Origin of the sequence: Kosakonia sp. MH5, from assembly GCF_009935945.1 — a bacterium.
Classification (GTDB): domain Bacteria; phylum Pseudomonadota; class Gammaproteobacteria; order Enterobacterales; family Enterobacteriaceae; genus Kosakonia; species Kosakonia radicincitans.
Genome location: NZ_QODH01000005.1, coordinates 69,903 through 83,125, shown reverse-complemented (window position 1 = coordinate 83,125; position 13,223 = coordinate 69,903). Strand labels below are relative to the sequence as shown.

The 13,223-nt window shown below is 56.2% G+C and carries 11 protein-coding genes; 5 read left to right on the top strand and 6 right to left on the bottom strand.

What is annotated here, in order from left to right:
* Complete coding sequence (locus tag DK872_RS14865; protein WP_035885811.1) at nucleotides 1-339, top strand: YdbL family protein; 339 nt, start codon at nucleotides 1-3, stop codon at nucleotides 337-339.
* Here DK872_RS14865 and DK872_RS14860 read toward each other — a convergent pair.
* Entirely contained in the window at nucleotides 299-1,213 is a 915-nt protein-coding gene (locus DK872_RS14860) for a LysR family transcriptional regulator (protein WP_007371991.1), read from the bottom strand. The two genes, DK872_RS14865 and DK872_RS14860, sit on opposite strands and share 41 nt — an antisense overlap.
* A 228-nt stretch (nucleotides 1,214-1,441) precedes the next feature.
* Between DK872_RS14860 and DK872_RS14855 the strand changes: the two genes are divergently transcribed.
* A complete protein-coding gene (locus DK872_RS14855; protein WP_007371992.1) occupies nucleotides 1,442-1,873 on the top strand; it encodes a MarR family winged helix-turn-helix transcriptional regulator in 432 nt (143 codons plus the stop codon).
* Between the two features lie 44 nt (nucleotides 1,874-1,917).
* Here the strand turns inward: DK872_RS14855 and azoR are convergent, their stop codons facing one another.
* Complete coding sequence (azoR, locus tag DK872_RS14850; RefSeq protein ID WP_007371993.1) at nucleotides 1,918-2,523, bottom strand: FMN-dependent NADH-azoreductase; 606 nt, start codon at nucleotides 2,521-2,523, stop codon at nucleotides 1,918-1,920.
* 198 nt (nucleotides 2,524-2,721) lie between these two features.
* On the opposite strand from azoR, the gene hrpA reads away from it, so the two are divergent.
* Nucleotides 2,722-6,624 (top strand): ATP-dependent RNA helicase HrpA, encoded by a 3,903-nt coding sequence (gene hrpA, locus DK872_RS14845; protein WP_072438933.1) that lies wholly within the window; start codon nucleotides 2,722-2,724, stop codon nucleotides 6,622-6,624.
* 90 nt (nucleotides 6,625-6,714) lie between these two features.
* On the opposite strand, the gene DK872_RS14840 is transcribed toward hrpA, so the two are convergent.
* Genes DK872_RS14840 through DK872_RS14825 form a run of 4 tightly spaced genes read right to left on the bottom strand, consistent with a single transcriptional unit; the run spans nucleotide 6,715 to nucleotide 11,529 of the window.
* Entirely contained in the window at nucleotides 6,715-7,377 is a 663-nt protein-coding gene (locus tag DK872_RS14840) for an O-methyltransferase (RefSeq protein WP_161518492.1), read from the bottom strand.
* Nucleotides 7,378-7,401: 24 nt separating this feature from the next.
* Nucleotides 7,402-8,778 carry an efflux transporter outer membrane subunit gene (locus tag DK872_RS14835; RefSeq protein ID WP_161518491.1) on the bottom strand — a complete coding sequence of 459 codons (1,377 nt, stop codon included), beginning with the start codon at nucleotides 8,776-8,778 and terminating at the stop codon, nucleotides 7,402-7,404.
* Complete coding sequence (locus tag DK872_RS14830) at nucleotides 8,775-9,857, bottom strand: HlyD family secretion protein (protein ID WP_007371997.1); 1,083 nt, start codon at nucleotides 9,855-9,857, stop codon at nucleotides 8,775-8,777. Before DK872_RS14830 ends, DK872_RS14835 begins: the two co-directional genes overlap by 4 nt.
* Nucleotides 9,858-9,876: 19 nt before the next feature.
* The gene (locus DK872_RS14825) at nucleotides 9,877-11,529 is read right to left on the bottom strand and encodes an MFS transporter (protein WP_007371998.1); all 1,653 of its coding nucleotides are present in this window, start codon (nucleotides 11,527-11,529) and stop codon (nucleotides 9,877-9,879) included.
* A 243-nt stretch (nucleotides 11,530-11,772) separates the two neighbouring features.
* Between DK872_RS14825 and DK872_RS14820 the strand changes: the two genes are divergently transcribed.
* Nucleotides 11,773-12,231 carry a GNAT family N-acetyltransferase gene (locus DK872_RS14820; protein ID WP_161518490.1) on the top strand — a complete coding sequence of 153 codons (459 nt, stop codon included), beginning with the start codon at nucleotides 11,773-11,775 and terminating at the stop codon, nucleotides 12,229-12,231.
* A 182-nt stretch (nucleotides 12,232-12,413) separates the two neighbouring features.
* On the top strand, nucleotides 12,414-13,214 hold the full coding sequence (locus DK872_RS14815; RefSeq protein ID WP_007372000.1) for a YdcF family protein: 801 nt from the start codon (nucleotides 12,414-12,416) through the stop codon (nucleotides 13,212-13,214).
* The last annotated feature ends 9 nt before the right edge of the window (nucleotides 13,215-13,223 follow it).

The window sequence follows — 13,223 nt, the reverse complement described above, 5'->3', positions numbered from 1 at the left end:
ATGAAAAAACGACTGCTGATGGCATTGTTAGCGCTGAGCCTCGCCAGTGCAACCGCGCAGGCATTGACGCTGGACGAAGCCCGTTCACAAGGGCGGGTGGGGGAAACCTTAACCGGCTACATTGCGCCGGTAAGCCACGATAAAGAGACGCTGGCGCTGGTGGATCGCATTAACAAAGCGCGTGCCGAAAGCTACCAGCAACTGGCCGATAGCAACAACATTCCCGTTGATGATGTGGCGAGGATGGCGGGGCAGAAACTGGTGGACCGCGCCCGGCCCGGTGAATATGTGCAGGGCATTAACGGTAAATGGCTGAAGAAATCGTCAGCGGCGCATTGATTTCATCACTAAGATGCTGGCGTAACCACGCCAGCGCCTGTTCCGCCCGCCGCGTTATCGGCCACTCCGCGCGGTGAATCAGCCACAGCGTATCGACAACGTTGACTGGATGGTTGTCAACCTGCAACAACGCCTGGCGCGGAAAGGCCAGCCGCGCATAGCGCGGTAACACCGTAAAACCCAGCCCGCGTGAAACGGGTTCCGGTATCAGACCAATATGGTTAATAAAACCGCTCACCCGTATGCTTTGCATTCCCGGATTGCCGGGAAAACGGCGGCTGAGCAGCCGCGTCGCCATCGCATGTCCATCCGGGTGGCTGATAAACCCCAGCTTTTGCAGATCCTGCCAGCTACTGGCAGTACAGCCAGCGGGAAGCACTAATTCTAGCGGCTCCTCGGTGAATTTATGCGCCGTCAGACGCGTGTCATCTGGTTGTTGCGTGACCAACCCTAACTCGTAGCGGCTGGCCAGCACTTCAGCAATCACCGAGTGATTGGGCGATACGCGCAGGCGGATGGTCAGTTCAGGTTGCTGCTGCTGCAAATTGAGCAGCAGCGGGTAGATGCGCAACCCGATGCTGCCCGGGCATATGACGCTGATTTCACCGCCTGCTTTATCCTTATCTTCCAGACGATTTTGTAAACGCTTATCCGCCTGTTCCAGCTCCTGGCAATAATCGCGTAATGCGTTGCCTTGCGGCGTTAGCTCCAGCGTCCGTTTCCCGCGCAAAATCAGCGGGCCGGTTTGTTGCTCCAGTTGGCGAATATGCTGGCTGACCGCCGCCTGGGTAATGCCAAGCTTATCCGCTGCGCGGGTAAACGATCCGGCTTCAATCAGGGCGCTAAATGATCGTAAAAGCTGCGGGTTAAACATAATGAATATTTATAGAGTTCATAAGGAAATGCCTATTTTCATTATAATTAGCCCGGTATAGGCTTGTCCATCTGCTGAGCGTACAGCCCTGATTAACGTGGTGAATCCCCCTATGCGGCGGGGCGCTTTTGATCATGAAGAACATTGCTGCGCAGGCTACGGGATCAAACGTAGCTTACCGGGAGGCACCCGGCACCACTCCTCAGTTCTGCTTTTTCAGGATCCCCTATGGACAATGCCGGGCTTTTATCGCGTGTACACATGTTGTACCTGGCGTCGCATAATTTGCGTCTGCTGATTGATCAAAAAATTAAAGACAACCACATCGGTTTTAATGGCTGGATGCTTCTCGTCTGTATTCGTAACGAATCGCAGATTGTGACGCAACGGGAAATCGCGCTGCGCATGGGGCTTAAGGAGCCCAGCGTCGGCGAGCTGATCAAACAGCTTATGAAACAGAAATTGCTGGTGCGCGCGGTCAATATCAGCGACCGGCGTAAATACGCCATCAAAATCACCGATCAAGGTGTGGCGATGTATAACGAGATCCAGCAGGCGCTACAGCCGCTGTTTCACACTATTTTTCCCGGGCAAATGGAACAGTTGGATGGGTTACTGCAAACGATCCTGACAGCGACAAAGCGCTATACGGCAGAGTAGAGCGGGGAGAAACCCTCCCACCGGATGGTGAGAGGGGGAATATCTTATGCAGCGACCAGGCTGTCGATAGCCGCTTTGGCGTCGGTCTGCGCTTTAGTAGCCACTTCCGGGCCGTAAGCGATGCCTTCAGCGAACACGAAGTTCACATCGGTAATGCCGATAAAGCCGAGGAACAGCTTCAGGTACGGTGCAACCAGGTCAGACGGGGTGTCTTTGTGGATGCCGCCACGGCTGGAGAGGATCACCGCGCGTTTACCTTTCACCAGGCCTTCCGGGCCTGCTTCGGTGTAACGGAAGGTCACGCCAGCGCGAGCGACCAGGTCGAAGTAGTTTTTCAACTGCGTCGGGATGTTGAAGTTGTACATCGGGGCATTAATTACGATCACATCATGAGCCTGCAATTCAGCAATCAACTCATCGGAGAGTTTCAGCGCTTCCTGCTGGCGCGGCGTCAGCGGAGCATCGCTCGGACGCAGAGCGCCAACCAGCTCGCCATCCAGCACCGGAATCGGGTTTGCAGCCAGATCGCGAACGGTGATTTGATCGCCGGCGTGTTTCGCGCTCCACTGTTCAACGAAATAGTCAGCCAACTGACCAGACTGTGAGTACCCTGCCAAAATACTGGATTTAAGAACTAACACTTTACTCATGGGTGGTTCCTTTTTGTATTGATATGGGGTCGCCCCGTAATTCGTGACACTGTATGCACAAAATTCTGCGATGAATAGCGCAATATATCGAATCCTATGTTCGAATTTCTTGAACAAGGCAAGCCGTGCCACGATGTGATATTCTACGTCCATTAAGAACTTACGCAGTTTCCCGGCAGTGCTCTGCCCAATAACGTTATGACAGAACAACATACCTTAACGATTTCCGATCTATTGCCGCGTCTCGACACCCTGATGTTACGCGACAGACAACGCTTCGCTCGCCGTCTGCATGGCAGCAAGAAAGTTAAAAATCCTGAATCTCAGCAGGCACTGCTGCGGCAACTGGCGCAGGAGATTGCGGACGCGGCGGGAAAAGTAGCGCTGCGCGAAGCGGCGCGTCCGCAGATTGATTACCCGGATAACCTGCCGGTCAGCCAGAAGAAACAGGTCATTCTTGAAGCGGTGCGCGATAACCAGGTGGTCATCGTCGCCGGTGAGACCGGTTCCGGTAAAACGACCCAGTTACCGAAAATTTGCATGGAGCTGGGGCGCGGCGTGAAAGGCCTGATTGGCCACACGCAGCCGCGTCGTCTGGCGGCGCGCACCGTGGCGAACCGTATTGCTGAAGAGTTGAAAACGGAGCCGGGCGGCTGCATCGGTTACAAAGTCCGTTTTAGCGATCATGTCAGCGATAACACGATGGTTAAACTGATGACCGACGGTATCCTGCTGGCGGAAATTCAGCAGGATCGTCTGCTGATGCAGTACGACACCATCATCATCGATGAAGCGCACGAACGCAGCCTGAACATCGATTTCCTGCTCGGTTACCTGCGTGAGCTGCTGCCGAAGCGCCCGGATCTGAAAATCATCATCACTTCTGCGACGATCGATCCGGAACGTTTTTCGCGCCATTTCAATAATGCGCCAATCATTGAAGTTTCCGGCCGTACGTATCCGGTGGAAGTGCGCTATCGCCCGATTGTTGAAGAAGCGGATGACACGGAACGCGATCAGTTACAGGCGATTTTTGATGCGGTCGATGAGCTCGGCCGTGAAAGCGCGGGCGATATTCTGATCTTTATGAGCGGCGAGCGTGAAATTCGTGATACCGCTGATGCGCTGAGCAAACGCGATCTGCGCCATACCGAGATTCTGCCGCTGTATGCGCGTTTGTCGAACAGCGAGCAGAACCGTGTTTTCCAGCCGCACAGCGGGCGGCGTATCGTGCTGGCGACTAACGTGGCAGAAACCTCGCTGACCGTGCCGGGCATCAAATATGTGATAGATCCAGGCACGGCGCGCATCAGTCGTTACAGCTATCGCACTAAAGTGCAGCGTTTGCCGATCGAGCCGGTTTCGCAGGCTTCCGCTAACCAGCGTAAAGGCCGCTGCGGTCGCGTTTCGGAAGGGATCTGTATTCGTCTCTATTCGGAAGATGATTTTCTGTCGCGCCCGGAATTTACCGATCCGGAAATTCTGCGTACCAACCTGGCGTCGGTCATTTTGCAAATGACGGCGCTGGGGCTGGGCGATATCGCCGCATTCCCGTTTGTCGAAGCGCCGGATAAACGCAATATTCAGGATGGCGTGCGCCTGCTGGAAGAGCTTGGGGCCATTACGACCGATGAGCAGCAAACCGCCTATAAACTGACGCCGCTTGGCCGTCAGCTTTCACAACTGCCGGTGGATCCGCGCCTGGCGCGTATGGTGCTGGAAGCGCAGAAACATGGCTGCGTGCGTGAAGCGATGATCATCACGTCGGCGTTGTCGATTCAGGATCCGCGCGAACGTCCGCTGGATAAAAAGCAAGCGTCGGATGAAAAACATCAGCGCTTCCACGACAAAGAGTCTGATTTCCTTGCCTTTGTGAACCTGTGGAACTACCTCGGCGAGCAGCAAAAAGCGCTCTCTTCGAATCAGTTCCGCCGTCAGTGCCGGGTGGATTACCTCAACTATCTGCGCGTGCGCGAATGGCAGGATATCTACACCCAACTGCGCCAGGTGGTAAAAGAGCTGGGCATTCCGGTGAACAGCGAGCCGGCAGAGTACCGCGAAATTCATATCGCGCTGCTGACCGGGCTGTTGTCGCATATCGGCATGAAAGATGCGGAAAAGCAGGAATATACCGGCGCGCGCAATGCCCGTTTCGCCATCTTCCCCGGTTCGGGTTTATTTAAAAAGCCGCCAAAATGGACCATGGTCGCGGAGCTGGTGGAAACCAGCCGTCTGTGGGGGCGTATTGCTGCACGCATCGATCCGGAGTGGGTGGAGCCGGTTGCGCAGCATCTGATCAAACGTTCGTACAGCGAGCCGCACTGGGAGCGGGCGCAGGGCGCGGTGATGGCGACAGAAAAAGTCACCGTTTACGGGCTGCCGATTGTCGCCGCGCGCAAGGTGAACTACAGCCAGATCGATCCGGCGCTGTGCCGCGAGTTGTTTATTCGTCATGCGCTGGTGGAAGGCGACTGGCAAACCCGTCACGCCTTTTTCCGCGAGAACCTGAAACTGCGCGCTGAAGTGGAAGAGTTGGAACATAAATCCCGCCGTCGCGACATTCTGGTGGATGATGAGACGCTGTTTGAGTTCTACGACCAGCGCATCAGCCTTGAGGTGATTTCGGCCCGTCATTTTGATAGCTGGTGGAAAAAGGCCAGCCGCGAAACGCCGGATTTGCTCAACTTTGAAAAGAGCATGTTGATTAAAGAGGGTGCGGAAAACGTCAGCAAACTCGACTATCCGAACTTCTGGCATCAGGGCAACCTTAAGCTGCGGCTGAGCTACCAGTTTGAGCCGGGCGCGGATGCTGACGGCGTGACGGTACATATCCCGCTGCCGTTGCTGAATCAGGTGAACGAGAGTGGCTTTGAATGGCAGATCCCCGGCCTGCGCCGCGAGCTGGTGATTGCGCTCATCAAATCACTGCCAAAACCGACGCGCCGCAATTTTGTTCCGGCGCCGAATTATGCCGAAGCCTTTCTTGGTCGCGTTACGCCGCTGGAGCTGCCGCTGCTGGATGCGCTGGAGCGCGAATTACGCCGTATGACCGGTGTGATCGTTGACCGCGATGACTGGCACTGGGATCAGGTGCCCGATCACCTGAAAATCAGCTTCCGCGTGTTGGATGACAAAAACAAGAAGCTGCTGGAAGGGCGCTCGCTGGCGGAACTGAAAGAGAGCCTGAAAGGTAAAGTGCAGGAAACGCTGTCTGCGGTTGCCGATGACGGCATCGAGCAGAGCGGGCTGCATATCTGGAGTTTCGGCACACTGGCGGAAAGCTACGAACAGAAGCGCGGTAACTATAAGGTGAAAGCCTGGCCAGCGCTGGTGGATGAACGTGACAGTGTCGCGATCAAGCTGTTCGATAATCCGCAGGAGCAACAACAGGCAATGTGGCGCGGTATCCGCCGTCTGCTGCTGTTGAATATTCCGTCGCCCATAAAATATCTGCACGAAAAATTGCCGAATAAGGCCAAGCTGGGCCTCTACTTTAACCCGTACGGCAAAGTGCTGGACCTGATTGATGACTGTATCTCCTGCGGCGTCGACAAGCTGATCGATGAAGCGGGTGGCCCGGTATGGACGGAAGAGGGTTTTGCCGCGCTGCGTGAAAAAGTGCGCGCAGAACTGAACGAAACGGTGGTTGAGATCGCCAAACAGGTCGAACAGATCCTCACTGCGGTGTTCAATATCAACAAGCGTCTGAAAGGGCGCGTCGATATGACCATGGCGCTGGGGCTGTCGGATATCAAAGCGCAGATGGGCGGGCTGGTTTACCGTGGTTTTGTGACCGGCAACGGTTTCCGCCGTCTGGGTGATACGCTGCGCTATTTACAGGCGATCGAAAAACGGCTGGAGAAACTGGCGGTCGATCCGCATCGTGATCGCGCGCAGATGCTGAAAGTGGAGCAGACGCAGCAGGCGTGGCAGCAGTGGCTGAATAAGCTGCCGCCCGCTCGCCGCGATGATGATGATGTGAAAGAGATCCGCTGGATGATAGAAGAGCTGCGCGTCAGCTATTTTGCCCAGCAGCTCGGAACACCTTATCCCATCTCCGATAAGCGCATTTTGCAGGCGATGGAACAAATCAGCGCCTGAGCGCATTCGGAAATAGCCTGATGGCGCTGCGCTTATCAGGCCTACGGTTTGTTTTTGTAGGTCTGAGGCGTTAGCCGCCATCCGGCATTTTTAGATAGTGTTAACCCACGCCAGCGTAAAACCGTCCCAACCCTTCACGCCGACGGTCTGCATGGCCGTCACCGTCAGGCGCGCATCATTGCCCAACATATCAATAAATTTACGCACGCCCTGCACGCTGGCGTCGGTGGTGGTTGGATTGGTCACTTCCCCGTTGCGCACCACGTTATCGCCAATAATCAATGTACCGGGACGAGAATAGTGCAGCGCCCATTTCAGGTAGCTGGGGTTATTGGGCTTATCGGCATCAATAAAGATCAAATCGAACGGCGGGCGCTCGCCAAGATTTTCCAGCGTCTGCAATGCCGGGCCTTCCGCGACGGTAACCAGGTTCGCCACTCCGGCAAAATGCAGATTTTCGCGGGCAATCGCCGCATGCAGCGGTTCAGCTTCCAGGGTTAACAGTTCGCCGTTTACTGGCAGTTCGCGCGCCATCCATAGCGTGCTGTAGCCGCCAAGCGTACCGATTTCCAGGATTCGCCTTGCCCGCACCATGCGGACTAACAGCGCCAGTAATTGCCCCTGCATGGGCGAGACATCAATCGCCGGAAGCCCGGCGCGCTGGTTATTCGCCAGCACTTGCTCTAATACCTCATCTTCCGGGATCAGTTTTTGCGCTAAGTATTCATCAACTGCGGACCACTTTTGCTGCATAACATCACTCCTGATTATCAAAATTCACTCAATTCCGGACCAGCCACCTCCCAGTGCCCGGTAGAGATCCACCTGCGCCAGCAGCAGGTTGTTTTTCACCTGTACCGCACTTAGTTGTGCAGAATATAGGGTGCGCTGGGCATCCAGCACATCCAGATAGGCGGAATACCCATTGTTGTAACGGTTTTGCGCAATGCGCAGCGTCTCCTGCGCGACCTGCTGTTGCCCCTCAAGTTCGCGCAGTTGCTCGCCAAGGCGGGTGATGGCGTCCAGACTGTCATTCACCTCTTTAAAGGCGTTACGCACGGTTTTCTCGTAGCTGTACAGCGCCTGATTCCGCTGCGACATGGAGACATCCACCTGCGCGTTCAGCGCCTGGCGGTTAAGCAGCGGGGCGAGAATACTGCCGCCAAGGCTCCACAAACGTAATGGGTTATCGAGCAGGCCCGGCAGGGTTCTGTCCTGCATACTGCCGGTCGCCGTCAGATTGAGCGACGGCAGCAGTTGCGCCTGCTTTGATGCCAGTGAGGCATCCGCCGCGACGAGCTGGCGCTGTGCCTGCACAATATCCGGACGCCGGTTTAACAGCGAAGAGGGTAATTGCGACGGCAACTTCAGCGGCGTCAGTTGCGCAAAAGTGTTGCGGCTGACCGTGCCAGGGTTGCTGCCGAGCAACAGACTCAGAGCATTTTCCTGCTGGTTTATCTGGTGCTGTAGCACCGGCACCTGTGCACGGGTGGCGCGCAGTTCGGAATCCGCCTGCATCAACTCCAGTTGAGAAGTATAGCCAGTCTCATACTGGCGACGGGCAAGATCCCACGCTTCTTGCCGGGCTTTGAGTGTTTCTTGCGTGACGCGTAACTGTTCATCCAGCGACAACAGGGTGAGATAACCGGAAGCCACATTGGTGGCGACGGTCAAATCAGCGGCAGCGGCAGCCGCTTTTTGCGCCGCCAGAGAGGCATCCGCCGCGCGCGCCGCGCTGCGGTTTGCGCCCCAGATATCGACATCGTAGCTGGCCGTCAGGCTGCCTTTATAGAGGGTGCTGTGAATCGGCAAACCGGTCGCTGCCGATTGCGAACGTGCGCGCGTGCCGGAAAGCCCGGCATCAAGTTCCGGGAACAGCGCGCTGTTAGCGGCATAAACCTGTGCCTGGTACTCATTGACCCGTTCGCGGGCAATCAGCACGTCGCTGTTATAGCGCAGCGCCTGATCAACATAGCGGTTAAGCTGGCTGTCATGAAAACTGCGCCACCAGACGCTATCCGTTTTACCGATCGGGCCGCTGGCGCTGCGCCAGGCGGCCGGGATTTGCAGCGTCGGTTGGGCCTGTTGCACATCAGCAGACTGGCAGCCCGCCAGCGTAAAGGCGAGGGCAAGAAAGAGCGGGTGACACCTCATTTCTGCGGCTCCCCGGTATCAATGTACACCTGTACCGACATTCCCGGACGCAGGCGGGCAATGTCATCATCGTTACCCTCAACCTGAATGCGCACCGGAATACGCTGGGCGATTTTAACAAAATTACCGGTAGCGTTATCCGGGCTGATGGCGCTGAACTCAACGCCCGTTGCCGGCGAGAGGCTCTCGACACGGCCGTGATAACTGCGGCCATCGAGCGCATCCACGGTAAAACGTACCGGTTGGCCGACAACGACATCCGCCAGTTGCGTCTCTTTCAGATTGGCGATCACCCAGCGCTGCGATGGAACCAGCGAGGTAAGGTGCGTACCGGCAGTCACATACGCGCCAAGCCGCACGCTGATCTGCCCCAGTTGCCCGTCGCGCGGAGCGACAATGCGGGTGTTTTGCAGGTCGATTTGCGCCAGTTCCAGCGCTGCCTCGGCGTTTTCCACATCCGCTTGCAGCGACGCGCGGTTGACGATCGTGGTTTGCAGATCCTGGCGCGACATCTCCAGCGTCGCTTCAGCCTGCGCAATGCTGGCGGTGTTTTGCGCTGCCGTCGCAAGGGCGGCATCGCGCTCGCGAATCGACAGCGAACCGTCGGCGGTCAACGCTTTGACGCGTTTTAAATCCGCCTGCGATTTCAGATCCTGCGCTTTGGCGCTGGCCAGCGCCGCTTTGTTGCGTTCAATCACGGCTTCAGCGCTTTTACGTTGCTGAAGATTATTGGCCAGCGCGGCTTTTTTCATCGCTAGCGTCGCTTTGGCCTGATCCACCCGCTGGTGATAAATACGATCGTCGATCTGCATAATCAGATCGCCTTTCTTCACCCAGACAAAATCCTGTACCGGCACCTCGGTGATATACCCATTGACCTGCGGGCTGATAAAGGTGGTTTGCCCGCGCACGTAGGCGTTATCGGTAAATTCAGTATGGCGAGTGAACGGCGGCAATTGCCACGCATAGAGGATCACCAGTACACCGACGAGGCCAATGGCAGCGGCGGTGAAGAGGGAAACGATGCGAACATTATTGCGGGTGCTGGCGCGCTCTTTGGCGGCATCCTGCTGGCTCATAAACACTCCAGTAACATTATTATTTGGTCCCAGTCGCCCGCTTTAAGGCGAGGCGTGCGGTAATATTCAGGCGCAACAAGCGCCATAAAATCCAGATCAGCGTGGCGGCGGCGATACTGGCCGTCAGCAGATAGGTATCGTTGTAGGCCAGAATGTTGGCTTCCAGCGTGGAGACCGTTTGCAGTTGCGTCACGGCCTGGGTGCTCAGCAGCGAACTGTCGCCGAGCATGCTCTGGTACATCTGGCTGTAAAGCTGCAACCGGTCATTCACCAGCGGATTAAGGGTGGTGAGCTGGTCGGCCAGCAGGCTGGAGTGGTATTTCTCACGCCATGTCTGGAACGTACCGAGAATTGCCGAGCCCAGCAGGCCACCAATGTTCTGGCTCATGCCGAACAGCACCGAAAAGCTGACCAGATTTCGCGGCTCAGCTATCACGCCGCCAATGCCAGCGAGCATCGCTGGCGCAATAAAAAAAGCGCTGGCAAAACCGAGTAAAAACTGGCTGATGATGAGCTGATTAGGCCGCGTAAGACTGGTGGAGTGGCTGTCCATTAGCGAGGCGATAATCATTAACACCAGCGAGAAGACAACTGGCCACGCCAGCCGCTGAGGCTTAATGGTCAGGCAACTGGCGACAATGCCGCAGACAATCCCCGCCAGAATCGACCACGCCAGTTTTGTCATCTGCTCATTCTGCAATCCCACGTATTGCAGCCAGCCGAAAACGCCGGTGTTCTGCTCTGCCAGCACGATGCGGATCAACAGCATAATCAGCCCCAAACGCACAATACTGCCGCTGGAGAGCCAGCGAGTATTGAGCAGCGGGTTGCTGCGGTTATGCTCAAAGGCAATCGCAGACACGATCAGCACTACCGCTGCCGCCAGTGCCCAGCCGATCCACGGTGCTTCGAACCACCAGTCAAGACGGCCCAGCGATAACACCGCGCACAGCAGCGCCATGCCAGGTGCCAACAGAAAGAAGGTGATGAAATCCTTCTTTTCGAACACCTTTTTACGATCCCCTGGCGGCAATTTCAGGGCGATCACGCAGCCCAGGGAGATAAGCGCCAGCCCCAGTTCAAACAGGTAAAGGCCGCGCCACTCATTGAGTTGCAGCAATTCGCTGGAGAAGAGGCGGGCCATCGGGATCGCCAGCGACGAACCCGTAATACCAATGGTTAATGCCTTCAGACGATGCTTCGCCGGCCACGCCTGGATCTGGTAGTAAATGCCGAGCGAACTGAGTGCGGCGGCGACCATGCCGTGCGCGGCACGGACGAACATTGCCGAACTGAGATCGTTAATAAACAGGTGAAAAAAGGTCACCAGCACATACAGCACCAGAAACCCTTCCGTGAAGGCGCGCAGCCCATACTGCTGGCGGAACTTTACCAGCAGCAGGTTGATAGAGATATTGGTCATCACGTACACCGCAGGCAGCCAGGCGATTTCCGTTGACCAGGCCGCGAACGTGCCCTGAAGGTTTTGCAGGTTGGCCGTCACCATGGCATTGCCGAGCGCGCCGGTCAGACAGACCAGCAGGCCAACAATACCGTAGGCAATACGGCGCGGCGTACTGTGATAAGGCGTTGAGGGAGAACCCAGCAACATGGGCTTTTCGTGAGCGGCCCATTCGCGCGGAGTGTACGGATCGCTTTTCGGCAAACGCATTACTTCTTAACCTCGCGAAGCAGGTTTCCCTGCGTTTTGTCGTTTATGGGAGAGCGTAGCTGCAGGCAGCGAAGTTCGCAGTTATCCCGGAAAAGCTTTTCACTCACTGAATAGTTAGGGGGCTAATGATATTACTTGTGTCAATAAAGCTGATGCAAGTGTATAAGAAAAATATAGATTACCTTCGCACGGCGATCCGCTTAAGTGATAAAAACAACCGATATAAAGGTGACACTGTCACAAATGAGTGCAATCACTATTTTACCCACCTCACCGTACGATAAAGTCTGCCTGCAATTGCAGGATGAGCTTTCCGCTACGTTGCAACAAATCACCGGCAGCAGCGGCAGGGCATCCTTTGATGCCAGCACATGGGGTGAACGGGATATTTTTCTGCTGGCATGCAACAACGATATTGCCGTTGGCTGCGGTGCGCTGCGTGAAGTGTCGGCAGAAATCGGTGAAATCAAACGTATGTACGCGCGGCCTGAAACGCGCGGTGTGGGCGCACAACTCCTGCAGGCGCTGGAAAGGTATGCGCTGGCGCATGGCTTTAAAACGCTGTGGCTGGAGACGCGTAAAATCAACCAGCGGGCTGTGGCGTTCTATTTACGCAATGGTTATCAGATCCGCGAAAACTACGGTCGCTATGCAGGGCGGGCGGAAGCCGTTTGCTTTGAGAAAAGATTGTCTGAGCGCTGAGAAATCAGGAAGCGCGGGCTTTTCTCCTGCGGCTACCGTTTCGCGTTCAATCTGGCTATTTGGGGCGGCTTCCGGTTATCCAAAATAGCGACAGAAACTTACCCGAACGGGATTCGGAGTGATCCCCTGTTCAGGACACACAGAGGCGTTAGTCTCTGACGGGTGTAGCAAAGGAGGTTTTGATGCAGATAACAACATTTCCCGCCTTATCGGAAACCACGCTGGCAGCGGCGAATACGCTGGGTGCATGGCTGGCACAAAATGATTTTGCCGGTAAACCCACGCCGGTACGCGCGGATGTGGTGATCCTCGCAGGTAATGCGGTGATGCCGACCATCGATGCGGCGTGCGCGCTGGCAGCGGCGCAGAACACGCCGCTACTGGTGACGGGGGGGGTGGGGCACTCCACAACGTTTCTGTATGCCGCCGTTGCGCGCCATCCCCGTTATAACGTGCTGCGAACGACCGGGCGCAGTGAGGCGGCGATCATGGCGGATATCGGGCGCCACTTCTGGAACCTTGCTGATTCACAGTTGTTGGTTGAAGATAAATCAAGAAACTGCGGCGAAAATGCGCGTTTCAGCGTTGATTTGCTGCTTTCGCAGGGGATAAAAGCGAAAACGGCAATGGTGGTGCAGGACCCAACCATGCAGCGCCGCACCGTCGCCACCTTTGCCCGCGTCAGCCAGCAGTGTGCCGACGCGCCGCACTGGCTAAGCTGGCCGGGTTTTACGCCGCGTTTATGCAATACGGCGGCAGGGCTGGCCTTCCAGCCGCAGCAGGAGGGGCTGTGGCCCGTGGATCGCTATCTGTCACTAATGATGGGCGAAGTTCCCCGCCTGCGTGATGACGCCACGGGCTACGGGCCGAAAGGGCGTGATTTCCTTGTTCACGTTGATTTTCCACCCGCCGTGGAAGCGGCCTGGCAGGTGCTGATTGCCGATGAGACCCTTGCCGCCGCGCTCGCCAGTCGTTCACTGTGAAAAATGCCC